This window comes from Pseudomonas sp. URMO17WK12:I11, assembly GCF_007677725.1.
Taxonomy (GTDB): domain Bacteria; phylum Pseudomonadota; class Gammaproteobacteria; order Pseudomonadales; family Pseudomonadaceae; genus Aquipseudomonas.
In genome coordinates, this window is record NZ_VEDF01000005.1 from 57,539 (window position 1) to 76,178 (window position 18,640).

The 18,640-nt window shown below is 61.7% G+C and carries 15 protein-coding genes; 10 read left to right on the top strand and 5 right to left on the bottom strand.

Features of this window, described 5'->3' with window-relative positions; all coding sequences use genetic code 11:
• Position 1: 1 nt before the first annotated feature.
• Positions 2–604: a ribonuclease T gene (gene rnt / locus FS665_RS11360; protein ID WP_371921261.1), complete on the top strand. Its 603-nt coding sequence runs from the start codon at positions 2–4 to the stop codon at positions 602–604.
• Positions 605–692: 88 nt separating this feature from the next.
• Here the strand turns inward: rnt and FS665_RS11365 are convergent, their stop codons facing one another.
• On the bottom strand, positions 693–1,295 hold the full coding sequence (locus FS665_RS11365) for a peroxiredoxin (RefSeq protein ID WP_145187822.1): 603 nt from the start codon (positions 1,293–1,295) through the stop codon (positions 693–695).
• Between the two features lie 212 nt (positions 1,296–1,507).
• On the opposite strand from FS665_RS11365, the gene FS665_RS11375 reads away from it, so the two are divergent.
• The gene (locus FS665_RS11375) at positions 1,508–1,729 is read left to right on the top strand and encodes a bacterioferritin-associated ferredoxin (protein WP_145187825.1); all 222 of its coding nucleotides are present in this window, start codon (positions 1,508–1,510) and stop codon (positions 1,727–1,729) included.
• Positions 1,730–1,930: 201 nt separating this feature from the next.
• Positions 1,931–2,404, top strand: coding sequence for a bacterioferritin (bfr, locus tag FS665_RS11380; RefSeq protein ID WP_145187828.1), 474 nt, complete (start codon positions 1,931–1,933; stop codon positions 2,402–2,404).
• Positions 2,405–2,461: 57 nt separating this feature from the next.
• Here the strand turns inward: bfr and grxD are convergent, their stop codons facing one another.
• Both grxD and FS665_RS11390 read right to left on the bottom strand, forming a co-directional pair.
• Complete coding sequence (gene grxD, locus FS665_RS11385) at positions 2,462–2,797, bottom strand: Grx4 family monothiol glutaredoxin (RefSeq protein WP_136913238.1); 336 nt, start codon at positions 2,795–2,797, stop codon at positions 2,462–2,464.
• Positions 2,798–2,888: 91 nt separating this feature from the next.
• A complete protein-coding gene (locus FS665_RS11390) occupies positions 2,889–4,997 on the bottom strand; it encodes a molybdopterin oxidoreductase family protein (protein WP_145187831.1) in 2,109 nt (702 codons plus the stop codon).
• Between the two features lie 384 nt (positions 4,998–5,381).
• Here FS665_RS11390 and argF point away from each other — a divergent pair, with 384 nt between their 5' ends.
• Both argF and FS665_RS11400 read left to right on the top strand, forming a co-directional pair.
• Positions 5,382–6,302, top strand: coding sequence for an ornithine carbamoyltransferase (argF, locus tag FS665_RS11395; protein WP_145187834.1), 921 nt, complete (start codon positions 5,382–5,384; stop codon positions 6,300–6,302).
• Positions 6,299–7,402, top strand: a complete 1,104-nt coding sequence (locus FS665_RS11400) for an ABC transporter ATP-binding protein (RefSeq protein ID WP_145187837.1) — start codon at positions 6,299–6,301, stop codon at positions 7,400–7,402. The genes argF and FS665_RS11400 overlap by 4 nt, the downstream gene beginning before the upstream one ends.
• A gap of 41 nt (positions 7,403–7,443) precedes the next feature.
• On the opposite strand, the gene ybaK is transcribed toward FS665_RS11400, so the two are convergent.
• The gene (gene ybaK / locus FS665_RS11405) at positions 7,444–7,914 is read right to left on the bottom strand and encodes a Cys-tRNA(Pro) deacylase (protein WP_145187840.1); all 471 of its coding nucleotides are present in this window, start codon (positions 7,912–7,914) and stop codon (positions 7,444–7,446) included.
• Between the two features lie 301 nt (positions 7,915–8,215).
• Between ybaK and FS665_RS11410 the strand changes: the two genes are divergently transcribed.
• From FS665_RS11410 to glpD, 4 genes are all read left to right on the top strand, one after another.
• Positions 8,216–9,067 carry an MIP/aquaporin family protein gene (locus FS665_RS11410; RefSeq protein WP_145187843.1) on the top strand — a complete coding sequence of 284 codons (852 nt, stop codon included), beginning with the start codon at positions 8,216–8,218 and terminating at the stop codon, positions 9,065–9,067.
• Between the two features lie 41 nt (positions 9,068–9,108).
• On the top strand, positions 9,109–10,608 hold the full coding sequence (gene glpK, locus FS665_RS11415) for a glycerol kinase GlpK (protein WP_145187846.1): 1,500 nt from the start codon (positions 9,109–9,111) through the stop codon (positions 10,606–10,608).
• Between the two features lie 101 nt (positions 10,609–10,709).
• The gene (gene glpR / locus FS665_RS11420; RefSeq protein ID WP_145187849.1) at positions 10,710–11,465 is read left to right on the top strand and encodes a DNA-binding transcriptional repressor GlpR; all 756 of its coding nucleotides are present in this window, start codon (positions 10,710–10,712) and stop codon (positions 11,463–11,465) included.
• A gap of 165 nt (positions 11,466–11,630) precedes the next feature.
• A complete protein-coding gene (gene glpD / locus FS665_RS11425; protein WP_145187852.1) occupies positions 11,631–13,157 on the top strand; it encodes a glycerol-3-phosphate dehydrogenase in 1,527 nt (508 codons plus the stop codon).
• Positions 13,158–13,196: 39 nt separating this feature from the next.
• Here glpD and FS665_RS11430 read toward each other — a convergent pair whose 3' ends face one another.
• On the bottom strand, positions 13,197–17,327 hold the full coding sequence (locus FS665_RS11430) for an NEL-type E3 ubiquitin ligase domain-containing protein (RefSeq protein ID WP_145187855.1): 4,131 nt from the start codon (positions 17,325–17,327) through the stop codon (positions 13,197–13,199).
• A gap of 330 nt (positions 17,328–17,657) precedes the next feature.
• On the opposite strand from FS665_RS11430, the gene FS665_RS11435 reads away from it, so the two are divergent.
• Entirely contained in the window at positions 17,658–18,575 is a 918-nt protein-coding gene (locus FS665_RS11435; protein WP_145187858.1) for a glutamate/aspartate ABC transporter substrate-binding protein, read from the top strand.
• The last annotated feature ends 65 nt before the right edge of the window (positions 18,576–18,640 follow it).

Genomic DNA, 18,640 nt, shown 5'->3' on the forward strand with positions numbered 1-18,640 from the left:
GATGGCCGAGCGCTTCCGTGGCTATCTGCCGGTGGTGGTGGATGTCGAGACCGGCGGCTTCAACAGCGCCACCGATGCCTTGCTGGAAATCGCCGCTGTCACCATCGGCATGGACGAGAAGGGCTTCCTGTTCCCCGAGCATACGTATTTCTATCGCGTGGAGCCGTTCGAAGGGGCCAATGTCGAGCCCGCTGCGCTGGAGTTCACCGGCATCAAGCTCGATCACCCGCTGCGCATGGCCGTGAGCGAAGAAAGTGCGCTGACCGACATCTTCCGTGGTGTGCGCAAGGCGCTGAAGGCCAACGGTTGCAAGCGGGCGATCCTGGTCGGGCACAACAGCAGCTTCGATCTGGGCTTTCTCAATGCGGCAGTCAACCGCAACGATATCAAGCGTAACCCTTTCCACCCGTTCTCCAGCTTCGACACCGCCACCCTGGCGGGCCTGGCATACGGCCAGACGGTCCTGGCACGCGCCTGCCAGAGCGCCGACATCGATTTCGACGGACGCGAAGCACACTCGGCACGCTATGACACCGAAAAGACCGCCGAGCTGTTCTGCGGCATCGTCAACCGCTGGAAAGAAATGGGCGGCTGGAGTTATTGAGCGGCAAGCTGCAAGGCAAAGCGAGTAGCGAGTAGCTTCGCAAAAAAAACCGGCCACGAAGGCCGGTTTTTTTTGGGGGTCCGGAAGCTTAGAGCTTGCCAGCGTTCTCGCTCAGGTAGGCGGCAACGCCTTCTGGCGAAGCGCTCATGCCTTTGTCGCCTTTCTTCCAGTTGGCAGGGCAGACTTCGCCGTGCTCTTCGTGGAATTGCAGGGCGTCGACCAGGCGCAGCAACTCGTCCATGTTACGGCCCAGCGGCAGGTCGTTGATGATCTGCGAACGGACCACACCGTTGGTGTCGATCAGGAAGGCGCCACGGAAGGCCACGCCGCCTTCGGACTCAACGTCGTAGGCCTTGCAGATTTCGTGGGTCATGTCGGCAGCCAGGGTGTACTTGACCTGGCCGATGCCGCCGTTGTTGACCGGGGTGTTGCGCCAGGCGTTGTGGGTGAAGTGCGAGTCGATCGAAACGCCGATCACTTCCACGTTACGCGCCTGGAAGTCAGGAATGCGGTTGTCCAGCGCGATCAGCTCGGACGGGCAGACGAAGGTGAAGTCCAGCGGGTAGAAGAACACCAGGCCGTACTTGCCCTTGATGGCCGAGGCCAGGTTGAAGCTGTCGACGATCTCGCCATTGCCCAGCACAGCTGGGACGGTGAAGTCGGGGGCTTGTTTGCCAACGAGTACGCTCATTGTTATCTCCTGATGAGGGTGAGAAACCATTTGCCGGGCCAAGGCAGCTTGCCCGACTTCCAACAAAGGCTGACCATCATACACGGCTTGGCATGACAGGCCGAATGCAACCGTCGGTCGCCCGCCGAGGGGATTACCAGAAACCACTTTGACAAGCATTCTCATTAACATTAAGCTCCAACCCATCGACTCAACCAGCGATGGTCAGCCCTATGTATGTGTGTCTTTGTGTAGGCGTCACCGACGGCCAGATCCGCGAAGCAATCTATGAAGGATGCTGCAGCTACAAGGAAGTCCGTACGGCGACCAATGTCGCCAGCCAGTGTGGCAAATGCGCCTGCCTGGCCAAGCAGGTGGTACGCGAAACGCTCACCGAGCTGCAAGTCAGCCAGCAAGCCGCCCTGCCCTACCCCGTGGAATTTACCACTGCGTAATTCAACCGAATTCAAAGAACCGGACCTCGCGTCCGGTTTTTTTATGCCCGCATATCAATAAGTTAGGCCTTTAACGCGGTTCACAAACATTCTTATTCCTATTAATTTTCACTTAACTTTCAATAACTTAGGTTTGACAGTCGTGAGCACCAGGCTCAGACTCTGCGCTATCGGCACACTTCTACAGGGCAGGAACCCGGCATGAAAGGCGACATCAGCGTCATCCAGCATCTCAACAAGATCCTCGGAAACGAGCTGGTCGCGATCAACCAGTATTTCCTGCACGCCCGCATGTACGAAGATTGGGGCCTGAACAAGCTCGGCAAGCACGAGTACAAGGAATCCATCGACGAGATGAAACACGCTGACAAGTTGATCAAGCGTATTCTCTTCCTCGAAGGTATTCCTAACGTTCAGGACCTGGGTAAGCTGCTGATCGGCGAGCACACCAAAGAGATGCTCGAGTGCGATCTCAAAATCGAGCAGAAAGGCCTGATCGACCTCAAGGCTGCCATCGCCCATTGCGAAACTGCAGGCGACTTCGGCTCGCGAGACATGCTCGAAGACATTCTCGAATCCGAAGAAGAACACATCGATTGGCTGGAAACCCAGCTGGGCCTGATCGACAAGATCGGCATCGAGAACTACCTGCAATCGCAGATGGGCGAAGAGTAAATCTGGCGCCCATGAAAAAACCCGCTCGATGCGGGTTTTTTTATGCCTGCCTGTTTATCAGGCTTCGGAAGCCTTGGCCTTGGCAGCAGCCTCTTTGATCAGGGTTTGCAACTCACCCTTCTCGAACATTTCCAACATGATGTCGCTGCCGCCGACCAGCTCACCACCGACCCACAATTGCGGGAACGTTGGCCAGTTGGCGTACTTGGGCAGGTTGGCGCGGATTTCCGGGTTCTGCAGGATGTCGACGTAGGCGAACTTTTCGCCGCAACCCATCACAGCCTGCGAGGCGCGCGCGGAGAAGCCACACTGTGGGGCATTCGGCGAGCCTTTCATGTAAAGCAGAATGGTGTTGTTGGCAATCTGCTCTTTGATCGTTTCGATGATATCCATGTAGCACCTCGGCTGAACTTTCCGACGCGATCGTCGGCACGGTGACGCATTGTATCGGAAAGCCGAGCAGCGTGCTCGGCCTTGCCGATGCTCAAGCGGCGCTCACCTGCACCGGCACGCCATTGAGCGCAGCGTTGCCGGACACCGCGTCGCGCAGGCGCTCGTCGGTCAAGTCGTTGGCACTGACCCCGGCGTGGGCCTGGGCAACCTGCATCTGCACGCCTTGGCGGGTGTGGCCGAAGCCATGGGGCAGACTGACCACGCCGGGCATCATGTCGTCACAGGCCTGCACCTGGACCTCCACTTCGCCCGTGCGCGAGCGAATGCGCACGCGCTGGCCATCGTGCAACTGGCGCTGCTGCAGGTCGTGCGGGTGCATCAGCAGTTGATGGCGAGGCTTGCCTTTGACCAGGCGCTGAAAATTATGCATCCACGAATTGTTGCTGCGCACATGCCGACGCCCGATCAACAGCAGCTCGTCTGAGGATGGCGGCGCCAGTTGCGCCAGGCGCTGCAGGTCGTCAATCAGCACCTGCGGCGCCGCCTCGACGGTCTTGCTCGAGGTGGCCAGGCGCGCACCGAGGTTACTGCGCAGCGGCCCCAGATCGAGCCCATGGGGATGCTGGTCAAGGGTCTGCAACGACAGGTTCCACGGGCTGGCCTCGCCATAGCGACCTTTACGCAGGGCCAGGTCGATCATCTGCGCCGGTGACCAGGTGTTCTTCAGCTCGACCTCGGCAAGCCTGGCATAGGCCTGCGCCAAGCCGACGAAAATTTCCCAGTCGTGCAACGCGCCCTCGGGCTTGGCCAGAATGGCTCGGTTGAAACGCGTCACGTTGCGCACCGCCAGCAGGTTGAAAGTGCTGTCGTAATGATCGTTTTCCAATGCCGAGGTCGACGGCAGGATAAGGTCAGCGTGGCGTGTCGTCTCGTTGATGTACAGGTCGATGCTGAGCATGAACTCAAGCCCTTCCAAGGCCGTATCCAACTGCCGGCCGTTGGGGGTGGACAGCACCGGGTTACCGGCGACCGTGACCAAGGACCGTACCTGGCCGTCGCCTGGGGTGAGCAGTTCTTCGGCCAGCGCCGCCACCGGCAGTTCACCGCCATACTCGGGCAAGGCTGACACGCGGCTCTGCCACACATTGAAATGGCCACCGGAGGTGCTCGCCACCAGATCCACCGCAGGCTCGGTGCACAATGCGCCACCCTCGCGATCCAGGTGGCCGGTCACCAGGTTGATCAGTTGTATCAACCAGTGGCACAGGCTGCCGAACGCCTGGGTAGAAACGCCCATGCGGCCATAGCAGACCGCGCTCTGGGCGGCGGCGAAGTCGCGGGCCAGCTGGCGAATCCTCGCCGCCTCGATGCCACAGTGAACGCTCATCGCCTCGGCGCTGAACGGCGCGATCGCTTCACGCACCTGCTGGAGCCCAGTGACCGGCAGGTGCGAGCCACGGGCAAGGTCTTCTTCGAACAGGGTATTGAGCAGGCCGGCCAGCAGCGCCGCATCGCCGCCGGGGCGGATGAACAGATGGTCATCGGCCAGGTTGGCGGTTTCGCTGCGCCGCGGGTCGACCACCACCAGGCGGCCTCCGCGCGCGCGCAGGGCCTTCAGGCGCTTTTCCACATCCGGCACGGTCATGATGCTGCCATTGGAGGCCAGCGGGTTGCCGCCCAGAATCAGCATGAATTGGGTATGGTCGATGTCCGGGATCGGCAGGAGCAGACCATGGCCGTACATCAGGTGGCTGATCAGGTGCTGCGGCAGCTGATCCACGGAGGTAGCGGAAAAGCGATTGCGGGTTTTCAGCAGGCCCAGAAAGTAATTGCTGTGCGTCATCAAGCCATAGTTGTGCACGCTGGGGTTGCCCTGGTACACCGCCACGGCATTGCGCCCATGGGCCTGCTGAACCGCCCACAGACGCTCGGCGGCCAGGCTGAACGCCTCTTCCCAACTGATCGCCTGCCACTGCTCGCCAATGCGCCGGTGCGGTTGACGAAGGCGGTCCGGGTCGTTCTGGATATCTTGCAAGGCCACCGCTTTGGGGCAGATGTGCCCGCGGCTGAACGGATCCAGGGGGTCGCCTTTGATCGAGCCGATCACCGCGTGCCCATTGGGTTCATGGCTGACTTCGATGTTCAGCCCGCAGATCGCTTCGCACAGGTGACAGGCACGGTGATGCAGGGTCTTGGTCATGGCCGCCTCTGCCTTGTTGTGATTATGGAGTTAGCGAGACTCGACTATGCCGCGCAGGCTCATCGTCGACCAGCGGGCTTTGCGCCATGAATTGCGCGACATCAGGCAGACGATTCACGACAGCGGTTTGCAAAGTGCCCAGCAGGCCGTGTACAACCTGCTGTAGCAAATAAAAAACGGCTCGGACACCAGGGTCACGATACCCGGGGCCGTCGCCTCAATACGCGGCCGCTGTTTCCCCTCTTGGTTTCAGGCGACATTTAATTATAGTATTGCGCCTTTCCCCATTTCGTCCGCTCCGTGCGGCTTACGCCGCAGGTCACCTCCGTTGTTAAAAATAAACCTACGGTCGACCTGCATACTGTTGCAGATAAGGTAGTCAATATGAGCGCTAGGCACTTTCTCTCCCTGCTGGATTTCACCACCGACGAACTGCTCGGGGTGATCCGCCGAGGCATCGAGCTGAAGGACCTGCGCAAGCGAGGCGTGCTGTTCGAGCCGCTGAAGAACCGCGTATTGGGCATGATTTTCGAGAAATCCTCGACCCGTACCCGTGTATCGTTCGAAGCCGGGATGATCCAGCTCGGGGGCCAGGCCATCTTCCTCTCGCCACGCGACACCCAACTGGGCCGCGGCGAGCCGATCGGCGACAGCGCCATCGTCTTGTCGAGCATGCTCGACGTGGTGATGATCCGCACCCACGCCCACAGCACCTTGACCGAATTTGCCGCCAAATCGCGCGTGCCAGTGATCAACGCGCTGTCCGACGAATCGCACCCTTGCCAACTGCTGGCCGACATGCAGACCTTCCTGGAACATCGCGGCGCCATCCAGGGCAAGACCGTGGCCTGGATCGGCGACGGCTTCAACATGTGCAATTCCTACATCGAGGCGGCCAAGCAGTTCGATTTCCAGCTGCGCATCGCCTGCCCGGAAGGTTATGAACCCGATCCGCGCTTCATGGCCCTGGGCGGCGATCACGTGCAAATCGTGCGCGACCCGCAGCAAGCAGTGCAGGGCGCGCACCTGGTGACCACGGATGTCTGGACTTCCATGGGTCAGGAAGAGGAAACTGCACGGCGGCTAAAGCATTTTGCGCCTTACCAGGTCACCCGTGCCCTGCTCGACCTGGCGGCACCCGACGCCTTGTTCATGCATTGCCTGCCCGCCCACCGAGGTGAGGAAATCAGCCATGACCTGCTCGACGACCCACGTTCGGTCGCCTGGGACCAGGCTGAAAACCGCTTGCATGCGCAGAAGGCCCTTCTCGAATTTCTTGTCGAACCGGCTTACCACCACGCATGAGTTCCCTACTGCTGAATCTGCGCAACCTCGCCTGTGGCTACGGCGAGCAGCGCATCGTCCAGAACCTCAACCTGCACCTCAATGCAGGCGACATCGGTTGCCTGCTGGGTTCCTCAGGCTGCGGCAAGACCACCACCCTGCGCGCCATCGCAGGCTTCGAGCCGGTGCACGAAGGGGAAATCCAGCTGGCCGGCGAGGTGATCTCGCGGGCCGGCTTCACCCTGGCGCCGGAGAAGCGCCGCATCGGCATGGTGTTTCAGGACTACGCCCTGTTTCCTCACCTGACCGTGGCGCAGAACATCGCGTTCGGCATCGCCAAGCATCCGCGCCAGGCCCAGGTGATCGAAGAAATGCTCGCGCTGGTCAAGCTCGGCGGCTTGGGCGGGCGCTACCCGCATGAGCTGTCCGGGGGTCAGCAACAGCGGGTGGCATTGGCGCGGGCGTTGGCCCCAGAGCCTCAGTTGCTGCTGCTGGACGAGCCGTTTTCCAACCTCGACGTAGAACTGCGCCGACGCTTGAGCCATGAGGTCCGCGACATCCTCAAGAGCCGCGGGACCAGCGCCATTCTGGTTACCCACGATCAGGAAGAAGCGTTCGCCGTCAGCGATCACGTCGGCGTCTTCAAGGAAGGTCGCCTGGAACAGTGGGATACGCCCTACAACCTTTATCACGAGCCGCAGACACCCTTCGTGGCCAGCTTCATCGGCCAGGGCTACTTCATCCGAGGCCAGATGAGCAGCCATGAAGCGGTAATGACCGAACTCGGCGAACTGCGCGGCAATCGCGCCTACATCATGGCGCCCGGCAGCGCGGTCGACGTCCTGCTACGCCCGGATGACATCGTTTACGCCCCGGGCAGCGCGCTGCAGGCGAGCATCATCGGCAAAAGCTTCCTGGGTGCATCGACGTTGTACCGTCTGCAGCTGCCAACGGGCAGTCAGCTCGAAGCGATCTTCCCCAGCCACGTCGACCATCAGCTGGGCGATGCGGTAGGCATTGCGGTCAAGGCAGACCATCTGGTGCTGTTCGCAGCGCCCGGCAGCGTGGCGGCGCAACTGCCGCGCCTGGATGGTGTACGCCGCTACAGCTCGGCGACTTGAAACCACCCCTAGGGGCCGGCGCTCGGCCCCTGCTGCTCTGCTCAGACCTTGCCGATAGCGGCGAATGTGCCTTGGGTATGTTCGGCAAGCACCGCAGCGGCCAGCTCCACCTCGAGTCCGCGCCGGCCAGCGCTGACATGAATGGTTGCAAAACCTTGCGCAGAGTCGTCGATGAACGTGCGCAAGCGCTTTTTCTGCCCTAGTGGGCTGATTCCTCCTACAAGATAACCGGTCGAGCGCTGCGCAACAGCCGGGTCGGCCATTTCGCACTTCTTGACGCCGGCCGCATGGGCCAGCGCCTTCAGGTCCAGGGTACCGACCACTGGCACCACCGCGACCAGCAATTCGCCTTTCTCGCTGCTCGCCAGCAAGGTCTTGTACACCTGCTGGGGGTCGAGCCCGAGCTTCTCCGCCGCCTCCAGTCCGTAGGACGCTGACTTGGGATCGTGCTGATAGCTGTGCACGCGGTGCGCGGCGCGGTGTTTTTTCAACAGGTCGAGTGCGGGGGTCATGCCTGGCTCCGATGCTGACGGCTCGGCGCTACTGTAGGGCATCTGCACCACAGCAGCCAGCGGCGCGCCCCGTCAGAGCCTCTAGCACGCGGATCAGGCCTGCACACAGGCGCTCAAAACGTGACTGACCGTTCACTTTCGACCTTTGACATCAGCGTTTCTTGTCTATATTTTTTCGTTTCTGAAGAAACGGTGCCCTTTTAAGGTGCACGTCATCTACCCGCCGCCTGTCAATGGGGATCGACATCCGGCTTTGCTGTCGAGCGCTCTGCGCCTCACAACAAAAACAACGAGGTCATACATGACGACTGCTCTACGTGAACCCACGCTGTCCAGCCAATGTCTGGCAGAATTTCTCGGCACCGCATTGCTCATCTTCTTCGGCACCGGTTGCGTCGCCGCGCTCAAGGTCGCAGGCGCAAGCTTTGGCCTGTGGGAGATCAGCATCATCTGGGGTGTCGGCGTGAGCATGGCCATCTACCTCACGGCGGGTATTTCCGGTGCGCACCTGAACCCTGCTGTGAGCATCGCCCTGACCCTGTTCGCCGGCTTCGACAAACGCAAGCTGCCGCTGTACGTGCTCGCCCAGATCGCCGGCGCCTTCTGCGGCGCGGCGCTGGTGTACACGCTGTACAGCAACCTGTTCTTCGATTTCGAACAAGCCCACGCCATGCTGCGTGGCAGCGCCGACAGCCTCGAGCTGGCGTCGGTGTTCTCGACCTACCCGCATCCGGCCTTGTCCACTGGCCAGGCCTTTCTCGTCGAAGTGGTGATCACCGCCATTCTGATGGCGGTGATCATGGCCCTGACCGACGACAACAACGGCCTGCCGCGTGGCCCGATGGCGCCACTGCTGATCGGCCTGCTGATTGCCGTGATCGGCAGCGCGATGGGTCCACTGACCGGCTTTGCAATGAATCCGGCCCGCGACTTCGGGCCAAAATTGATGACCTTCCTGGCTGGCTGGGGCGAAATCGCCTTCACTGGCGGTCGGGATATTCCGTATTTCCTGGTTCCGCTGTTCGCTCCGATCCTTGGCGCTTGCCTGGGCGCTGCGAGCTATCGCGGCTTGATCGCGCGCAACCTACCGGCTGCGCCCGGCGCGGCCGAAGAGACAAACGACCATCGCCAGGGCGATACTCAAGTCAACTGATGACGGCGCCCTGACCTCCTCTTTATGCAAGGCCTACGACCATGACAGACACCCAGGATAAGAACTACATCATCGCCCTGGACCAGGGCACTACCAGCTCGCGGGCGATCATTTTCGACCGCGACGCCAACGTGGTTGGCACCTCGCAGCGCGAGTTCGCCCAACACTATCCGCAGGCTGGCTGGGTCGAACACGACCCGATGGAGATCTTCGCCACACAGAGCGCGACCATGGTCGAAGCCTTGGCGCAGGCCGGCATCAGCCACGCCCAGGTCGCCGCACTGGGGATCACCAACCAGCGTGAAACCACGGTGGTCTGGGACAAGGAAACCGGCCGCCCGGTGTACAACGCCATCGTCTGGCAGTGCCGCCGCAGCACCGAGATCTGCGCCCAGCTCAAGCGCGATGGGCACGAAGGCTATATTCGCGAGACCACCGGCCTGGTCACCGACCCGTATTTCTCGGGCACCAAGCTCAAGTGGATACTGGACAACGTAGAAGGCGCCCGCGAGCGCGCCGAGCGTGGCGAGCTGCTGTTCGGTACCGTCGATAGCTGGCTGATCTGGAAATTCTCCGGCGGCAAGGTGCATGTCACCGACTACACCAATGCCTCGCGCACGCTGATGTTCAATATCCACAGCCTGCAGTGGGACGACAAGCTGCTGGAGATTCTCGGCATCCCACGGCAGATGTTGCCCGAGGTGCGTTCGTCCTCGGAAGTCTACGGTCACACCAAGAGCGGTATCGCCATCGCCGGTATCGCCGGCGATCAGCAATCGGCGCTGTTCGGACAGATGTGTGTGGAGCCTGGCCAGGCCAAGAATACCTATGGCACTGGCTGCTTCCTGCTGATGAACACCGGTGACAAGGCTGTAACGTCGTCCCACGGGCTGCTGACCACCATCGCCTGCGGCCCGCGGGGCGAAGTGGCCTACGCCCTGGAGGGCGCGGTGTTCAATGGCGGCTCGACCGTGCAGTGGCTGCGCGACGAGCTCAAGATCGTCAACGACGCGCTGGATACCGAATATTTCGCCAGCAAGGTCAAGGACAGCAACGGCGTGTACCTGGTGCCGGCGTTCACCGGACTCGGCGCGCCCTATTGGGACCCCTATGCGCGCGGTGCGCTGTTCGGCCTGACCCGCGGCGTCAAGGTCGATCACATCATCCGTGCGGCCCTGGAATCGATCGCCTATCAAACCCGCGATGTGCTCGATGCCATGCAGCAGGACTGTGGCCAGCGCTTGTCGGAATTGCGCGTGGATGGGGGCGCGGTCGCCAACAACTTCCTCATGCAGTTCCAGGCCGATATCCTCGGCACCTGTGTCGAGCGCCCGAAAATGCGCGAAACAACCGCCCTCGGCGCTGCTTACCTGGCCGGGCTTGCCTGCGGCTTCTGGAGTGGCCTGGACGAATTGCGCGACAAGGCCATCATCGAGCGCGAGTTCAGCCCGCAACTGGACCCGGCCCAACAGGAAAAACTCTACGCAGGCTGGAAAAAAGCCGTCGAGCGTACCCGTGACTGGGAAGATCACGAGGCGTGATCGCCGCTGGGGCCGCACTGCGGCCCCCATGGCGCACTGGCCGTCATCCCTTTCCTACGGCATCATTGCAGCATTTGTCCGGCAGCCCCTAAGGACCGCCCATGAATCTGCCCCCCCGCCAACAACAAATCCTCGAACTGGTGCGCGAACGCGGCTACGTCAGTATCGAGGAAATGGCGCAGTTGTTCGTCGTCACTCCGCAAACCATTCGCCGCGACATCAACCAACTGGCCGAGCTCAACTTGCTGCGCCGCTACCATGGTGGTGCGGCCTACGATTCGAGCATCGAGAACACCGCCTATGCCATGCGCGCCGATCAGATGCGTGACGAGAAGCAGCGCATCGCCGATGCGGTGGCACGGCAGATTCCGGACCATGCCTCGCTGTTCATCAACATCGGTACCACTACCGAGTCCATCGCTCGGGCGCTGCTCAGTCACAGTCAGTTGAAGGTCATCACCAACAACCTGCACGTGGCGGCAATCCTGGCCGCCAAGGATGATTTCGAAGTACTGGTCGCCGGCGGCACGGTGCGCCGCGATGGCGGCGTGGTGGGCCAGGCCAGTGTCGATTTCATCAATCAATTCAAGGTGGACTTCGCCCTGGTCGGGATCAGCGGCATCGACGAAGACGGCAGCTTGCTGGACTTCGATTATCAGGAAGTGCGGGTGTCGCAGGCCATCATCGCCAATGCGCGGCAAGTGATCCTGGCCGCAGACTCGAGCAAGTTCGGACGCAATGCCATGGTCAGACTCGGCTCGATCAGCCTGGTGGACTGCCTGGTGACCGATCAGGCGCCCAGTGTGGAACTGGGTCAGCTTCTCGATCAACACAAGATACGCCTCGAGGTCGTCTAATCCGGGGCGGCGACTGCTGCTATTTTCACAAATGTTCATTTAAGCGTCATTCAATCAGTTTTTTCTATGAGGACTGACTGGCGACCCGCGTCTTGTTGCGCTAGTATTTTCGGAAACGAACATTAATGTTCATATTCGATGTGAACAGCCCAGGAGGCCTTGCCCGTGACCGAGTCCGTTTCGCCCCAGCTCCCCTCAAGCGAATGCTTTGACGTTGCCGTGATCGGCGGCGGCATCAACGGTGTGGGCATCGCTGCCGATGCGGCCGGGCGTGGCCTGAAGGTTTTTCTTTGCGAAAAGGACGACCTGGCCCAGCACACCTCCTCGGCCAGCAGCAAACTGATTCATGGCGGCTTGCGCTATCTCGAGCATTACGAGTTCCGTCTGGTGCGCGAGGCGCTGGCCGAGCGCGAAGTGCTGCTGGCCAAGGCCCCGCATATCGTCAAGCCGATGCGCTTCGTACTGCCCCACCGTCCGCATCTGCGCCCAGCCTGGATGATCCGCGCAGGGCTGTTCCTTTACGATCACCTGGGCAAGCGCAAGCGCTTGGGCGCGTCGCGCAGCCTGCGCTTCGGGCCAGGCTATCCACTCAAGCCGACGATCACCCGCGGTTTCGAATACGCCGACTGCGCAGTCGACGACGCCCGCCTGGTGGTGCTGAACGCCATGGCTGCACGCGAGCATGGCGCGCACATCCGCACCCGCACTCGCTGCCTGCGTGCCGAACGTGTCGATGGCCTGTGGCAGGTTGACCTGCAGCACGCCGATGGCAACCTGCAGACAATCCAGGCTCGGGCGCTGGTCAATGCGGCAGGCCCGTGGGTCGCCAGCTTCATCAAGGACGACCTCAAGCTCGATGCGCCGTACGGCATTCGCCTGATCCAGGGCAGCCATCTGATCGTGCCGCGCCTGTACGAAGGTGAACATGCCTACATCCTGCAGAACGAAGATCAGCGTATCGTCTTCTGCATCCCCTACCTGGAGCGTTTCACCCTGATCGGCACCACCGACCGTGAATACACCGGCGACCCGGCCAAGGTGGCGATCACCGAGCAGGAAACCGACTATGTGCTGAAGGTGGTCAACGATCACTTCAATCATCAGCTAAGCCGCGACGACATCCTGCACACTTACTCCGGTGTGCGTCCGCTGTGCAACGACGAGTCGGACAACCCTTCGGCGGTGACTCGCGACTACACCCTCGCCCTGTCGGCAAGCGCGGGCCAGGCCCCGCTGCTGTCGGTCTTCGGCGGCAAGCTCACCACCTACCGCAAGCTCGCCGAATCGGCGATGGCTGAACTCAAGCCGTTCTTTACCCAGATGCGCGGCAGCTGGACCGCCACTGCACCCTTGCCAGGTGGCGAGAACATGAGCACCGCGCAGGCATTGGTCGAGCGCCTGATGACCGCGTACAGCTGGCTGGCGCAAGACATTGCCAAACGCTGGGCCGTGACCTACGGCGACCGCGTCTGGCGCCTGCTTGAAGGCGTTCAAGGTCCGGACGATCTCGGCACGGCCATCGGCGGTGGCCTGTTCAGCCGCGAGGTGGATTACCTGTGCCGTGAGGAATGGGCCCGCGACGCCGATGACATCCTGTGGCGCCGCACCAAGCTGGGCTTGTTCACCACCGCCAGCGAGCAGCAGGCGCTACGTGATTACCTCAAGCAGATGCCTGCACTGCGCGCTGCCTGAACAATGGCGGCCCGTCTTCAGCCGAGGCCGCCTGTCGCTTCAGGGGTGGAGCCGCTGATATAACTCAGCGGCCAATGTCCTGAGCAGTTTGCGCTCTGCAGCCTGGTACTCGTGCATGTAGCCTATGCTGCGCTGGTTGAATAGCCACTCGTCTATGGTGCCGTTCTCCAACTCCTTCTCACTCGCTTCCAACAAGGTCAGGGACTGCGCATTCACCTGAGCGAAACGCTCGGCGTAGTGTTCGCGTGCGTAGGCCTCCCAGAACGGCCGCTGTGCAAGCGATGTAATCAGCGCTTGTGGCGATTCGGCCGCCAGCACCTGCTCCTGGGCCGCGATCAGGTCCCGCGTGGTGACGTGGGCGAAGGCCTCGTAATGCATGGTTTCGGCTTCAATGGGCAAATCCAGGGCGCTTGCCAGTTTCACCCGGTAGAACAACTGCACTTCGATTTCATCGATATGCGGGTTATTCGCAGCACGCATCTGGTCGATGTGCCGCATCGCGATTCGATCCACCTCATCGAGGCGATACAGGCCGCGTGCCAACGCCATGAGCTTGCCGGGCACCGCCGCAGGAGGCAGGTTACTGGTGTACTTTTCCGCCTGTACCGCCACTTCCATCTGGCCCAGCAACAGCAACAAGCGGTCTTCGCAGGTGCGGGTGCCAGAGGCTTGGAGGAACAGGCGCTCGCGCACGCTTTCATGCTCCGCGCACGCCTTGAGTATGCGCCAGATTCGTGCGCGGTAATGCCCGGGGTGTTCACTGAAGTCGTCGCCGCGGGCAAAGTCGGCAAGAAACAGAAACAGGCCAGATGAGCCTTGCTCGGCGTGCAACGCGTGCCACCATGTGCGGCGCTCACTCGCGGTGGCGGCGGGCCCATCGCCCAACCAGCATTCGAGCAACTCATCGTCGATCGGCCCGTGCCGGTAACTGGCACTGCCCCTCTGGCCTGCCGTCACCCCACCGGAGGCTTCGTCGAGCAAGCCCTCGCTAACCGCATCCAGCGGGTTGTCATGCACCGTCATTTGGTCGATCTGGTTGCGCAGGTCAGTCAGGCTCATGCGGATCTGGCTGATGTTGTTGTCGCGCAGGTCCAGGTGCGCTTGCCAGGTAACCTGGGCAGGCACGGCGTTGAGTGATGTGCCATTGAGCGCCAGCGAACGCAGGCGGCGCAGGCCCGGCAGCGCTGGTGCATAGCCGAGCGGATTTCTCGAAAGGTTGAGTACCTGCAACTGCGCCAGGGCCGACAGGCGCCGTTCGCCAGCGCCATCCATGACGATGCGATTGCGCCCCAGATGCAACTGACGCAGGTGCCGCAAGCGCTCTACGCCAGGCGGCACCGTGCTCAGGCGATTGCCTTGCAGGTCCAGTTCGACCAGATTGCCGAAGCGCGACAGGAAGTCTTCATCGATCTCGCTCAGGTCCATGTTGCGCAGGGTCAGCCGCCGGATGTGGTCGAAGCGCAGGCCACGCGGCAGGCGCGGCAGGCTACCGACGCGTTCGCCATCGATTTGCACCACGAACTCGTCGGCATAGTTGGTGATCTTGCGGCGCCAGGCGCGGCGCAGGGCAGTGACCACCTGGCGCCGCCGCCAGCTGTCGCGAATACCGCTGGCAGCGTTGTGCCAGGCATTCAGCGCTCGGCGCAGGCGTGTCAGTTGAGCCTGAACATGCTCGTAATGGTCCCAGAGGCTTTCACCGTGCTCCAGCACGTCGAGCAAGTAGGCTTCGAGTTCGTCCTCGGTGAGCAGCGGGTAAATGCGTTGAAAGCCGCGCCTGATCGAGCGCCGTCCGCCGCCAAGGCGTCCGCTGAGCGGGTAGCCCAGGCGCCCATCGATCAAGCGCAGCGGCGCGCGCACGCCGATGGCTGGCGACACCATGTCCAACGTCTCGAGGAGCTGATTGCGGTTCTGGCTGGCAGCGCCGAGCAAACGCCATGACAAGTCATCGCCGGTCAAGGACGTGACGCTGCCCAGACGCGCCTGCTGCTCATCGTCCAAGCTCTGCAGCAGCGCCTCGATCAAGCCCCGGGCAGGGCCAGGGCCGTCATCAAGCACGTAGCCATCACCGACCCGCACCAGAACCTCGACTTCAGCGCCGCTGCCTATGCTGGCCACCAGTCGCCCCTCTGTACTGCCCACGCGCAGTTCCAGGCGCCGCTCTGGACCCGGCGGGGCCAAACGGTCGAGCACGCTCAAGGCCAGGCGTTCGGTGTCTTCGTTAACCGCCCTGGCCAAGCGCAAACCGGCGCAGGCACGGTCCAGGCGGCTGTCCTGGATCAGCCAGCGGGCGCGTTCGGCCAGCACCAGCGGGACGCGACCGGTGCGTTCGAAACTGTCGAGGTGGGTGCTCTCTGCACTGCCAGCCAGGTGCTGCCGCAGGCGTCGGGTGAGGCTTGGGAAGTCCCGTTGTAAAAGTGCTTCGAGGCCGCTTAGCTGGTCGGTCTGGCCTGTCAGACGTTGCAGCAGAGCCTCGCCCTGCTCGGTCACGTGCAACTGATGCAAGCGGTGCAGTTCGACGGCATCGGCCAGACGCGCCGGGGCGCCTTCGCCTGCCAGGTGCAGATGCCGCAGCTGGTCGGCCGTCACGCGCGTGGTCTGCATGGCCTGGGTCGCCAGTTCGTCGCTGACCGTCGACAGTTCGGCGCCGAAGGCGCGCAGCAGTTGCCCATCGCTGGCCCACTGCTGCGGCTCGACATAGCCTGCCGCCGCTGCCTCGGCCAATTTCACCCGGCCATCGGCAGCCGCCACCGGTACCAGCTCATCGACAAACGGCGCAGACGCCAACTGAGTACGCAGCATGCTGCTGCCTTTGGCCACCAGCACGCCAATGGCGACGTTTTCCGCCACGCCGAACAGGTGATCAAGGGCCGTCGCGCGGTCGCCGATACGCCAGGCCTCATAGCCTTCGTACACCTGCCCGGCCAGTTGCACGGCATTGACCGCCAGCATCACTTCGCCCAGCACCGGCACGAACATCCCTGCCAGATTGAGCAGCTCAAAGCCGGCGCTTTGCCAGGCATCGAGCCGTGCACGGCGATCTTCATCATCTTCTTCAGCGGTCGGCACCGCGAGCACGCGTGCATCATCGAACAGCTTGTCGACCTGCTGGCGAGCCAGATAGGCATAGATTTTCGCCTCGATCGGCAGGTTGCGACCGTCGAGCTGCATCGCCGTAGCCGGCCCTTGCACTTGAGGGGCCAAGGCGGAATAGAACGTGGCACGATCACGCTCACTGATGAAACGGGCGAAATAGCGCTGGTAATCGCCATCGCGCAGGCGCACCGCCAGATCCTGGTACAGCGCCTGCCAGGACGCGTAGCGCGTAACCGTCTGCCCCGGTTGGGCCGGGAAATAAGCAATCACATGCCGCACAGGGCCATCGGCGCTATCGCGCACTTCGAGCGCCAGCACACCGCGCACCTGCTTGCCCAGCAGATAAAGCTGACGGGCGTGCACCACCCCCGGCAATGGCGCCACGCTGGGCTTGCTGCTCAACAGCGGGAGCACATGCAGAAAACAGCTTTCATCCAATTGACCGTCCAGGGCAGCAAGGCGCATCGCCACTTCGACATGGCTGCGCCAGGCGGCCTCGAATGCCAGATGCACCTGCCCGCTACGTTCAGCATCCTGTTCAGGACGCAGCAGGTCTTTCAGCACGCCCTGGTAGCGAGCGCCCACGTTCAGCGCACGGCACAAGCCAGCGAAGCGCTCGAACCCCAACGCCAGGCGCTTGCCGGCAGCGTCTTGCAGTTGGCCCTTGCGCAGGATGTCCGGGCGCGTTTCGGCCACATGATAGTTGTGCAAGGCCGCCGCCAGCAGCGTCTGTTTCGAGACGTGGGTATAGCTGGGTGGCTTCAATACCGGCGCCGCTGTGGGCAACAGAATGCGTTGCTCGACGCGCACCCAGGTCGCACGGCTGTCTATCTGCCCCAGACCTGCGCGCTGTGCCAGCTCTTCGACCAAGGGCTTGGCGAATTGGTCCAGTGGCGGCATCTGCTCGAAAATCGCCTGCAACCGGCCAACTGCCGTTTCCTGGTTTTGCAGGGCACGGCGCAACGCGTGCAGTCGGTCGATCGAGGCATGCTGCCAATGGGCTGGCAGGCGACTGGCGATCAGGGCGGGTATGGAACCTGGCAGGAAATCGTTCGGATCGGTAGCTGCAGCGGGCATGAGCGAAGCTCCTAGAAAGTGAGCCCACTAGCTCAACAACTCGCTGCCACCGAGATGACGTATCGGAATAACACAACGACGCGTTGTTCGTTCGGATAGCCGAAGCCATTGATGAACATTCATTCGGGAAGCCGAACGGACGCATTTGTAGCACCAGGTAATAAAAGGTTAATCCTCAGCAAATTCGCAGCGTTATCATCAAGGGCGGAGCTTGGCACGACTCATGCTCTACACTTGGTAGCCGAATGCACCCGCTTACAGCGGCATTCGTTGAACGAAAGAGTCCGCCAACGGCTCCATAAAAAAAACAAACACGTCGAGGAAAATTTGATGCGCATCGTTCGTCACCTGTTGGGCGCAACCATCGCCGCCGCGATCATCGCTTCGCCAGCCATGGCCGAAGAGCTGACCGGTACCCTGAAGAAGATCAAGGAATCGGGCACCATCACCCTGGGCCACCGCGACTCTTCCATCCCGTTTTCCTACCTTGCCGGTGGCAGTACGCCGGTAGGCTACTCCCATGACATCCAACTGGCCGTGGTCGATGCCCTGAAGAAACAGCTGGGCACCGACATCAAGGTCAAGTACAACCTGGTCACCTCCCAGACCCGCATCCCGCTGGTGCAAAACGGCACCGTCGACCTCGAATGCGGCTCGACCACCAACAACGTCGAACGCCAGCAGCAGGTGGGCTTCACCGTTGGCATCTTCGAAGTCGGCACCCGCCTGCTGACCAAGGTCAAGGACGGTCAGCCTGCCTACAAGGACTTCCCTGATCTGGCTGGCAAGAACGTCGTGACCACGGCCGGCACCACCTCCGAGCGCCTGCTCAAGGCGATGAACGCCGACAAGCAGATGAAGATGAACGTGATTTCCGCCAAGGACCACGGTGAAGCCTTCAACATGCTCGAAAGCGGCCGCGCCGTGGCATTCATGATGGATGACGCGCTGCTCGCCGGCGAAATGGCCAAGGCGCGCAAGCCTTCGGACTGGGTCATCACTGGCACCCCGCAGTCTTATGAAATCTACGGCTGCATGGTGCGCAAGGGTGACGATGCGTTCAAGAAAGCGGTCGATGACGCCATCGTGGGCTATTTCAAGTCCGGCGAAGTCAACAAGAGCTACGATAAGTGGTTCCAGCAGCCAATCCCACCTAAAGGCCTGAACCTGCAGTTCAAGATGAGCGACGAGCTGAAGAAGCTGATCGCCGAGCCGACCGACAAAGCGGCCGACGACAAGAAGGCCTGATCCTCAGCCGATAGTGGCCTGGTGCACATCCGCACACGATCCAACCCACAGGCCACGCTTTAGTG

Bases quoted from the DNA above. Each gene is read 5' to 3' on its own strand.
- rnt (WP_371921261.1), top strand. From the start codon at position 2: ATGGCCGAGCGCTTCCGTGGCTATCTGCCGGTGGTGGTGGATGTCGAG.
- glpK (WP_145187846.1), top strand. From the start codon at position 9,109: ATGACAGACACCCAGGATAAGAACTACATCATCGCCCTGGACCAGGGC.
- bfr (WP_145187828.1), top strand. From the start codon at position 1,931: ATGAAAGGCGACATCAGCGTCATCCAGCATCTCAACAAGATCCTCGGA.
- FS665_RS11410 (WP_145187843.1), top strand. From the start codon at position 8,216: ATGACGACTGCTCTACGTGAACCCACGCTGTCCAGCCAATGTCTGGCA.
- FS665_RS11365 (WP_145187822.1), bottom strand. From the start codon at position 1,295: ATGAGCGTACTCGTTGGCAAACAAGCCCCCGACTTCACCGTCCCAGCT.
- FS665_RS11400 (WP_145187837.1), top strand. From the start codon at position 6,299: ATGAGTTCCCTACTGCTGAATCTGCGCAACCTCGCCTGTGGCTACGGC.
- FS665_RS11375 (WP_145187825.1), top strand. From the start codon at position 1,508: ATGTATGTGTGTCTTTGTGTAGGCGTCACCGACGGCCAGATCCGCGAA.
- FS665_RS11435 (WP_145187858.1), top strand. From the start codon at position 17,658: ATGCGCATCGTTCGTCACCTGTTGGGCGCAACCATCGCCGCCGCGATC.
- FS665_RS11390 (WP_145187831.1), bottom strand. From the start codon at position 4,997: ATGACCAAGACCCTGCATCACCGTGCCTGTCACCTGTGCGAAGCGATC.
- FS665_RS11430 (WP_145187855.1), bottom strand. From the start codon at position 17,327: ATGCCCGCTGCAGCTACCGATCCGAACGATTTCCTGCCAGGTTCCATA.
- glpR (WP_145187849.1), top strand. From the start codon at position 10,710: ATGAATCTGCCCCCCCGCCAACAACAAATCCTCGAACTGGTGCGCGAA.
- ybaK (WP_145187840.1), bottom strand. From the start codon at position 7,914: ATGACCCCCGCACTCGACCTGTTGAAAAAACACCGCGCCGCGCACCGC.
- argF (WP_145187834.1), top strand. From the start codon at position 5,382: ATGAGCGCTAGGCACTTTCTCTCCCTGCTGGATTTCACCACCGACGAA.
- grxD (WP_136913238.1), bottom strand. From the start codon at position 2,797: ATGGATATCATCGAAACGATCAAAGAGCAGATTGCCAACAACACCATT.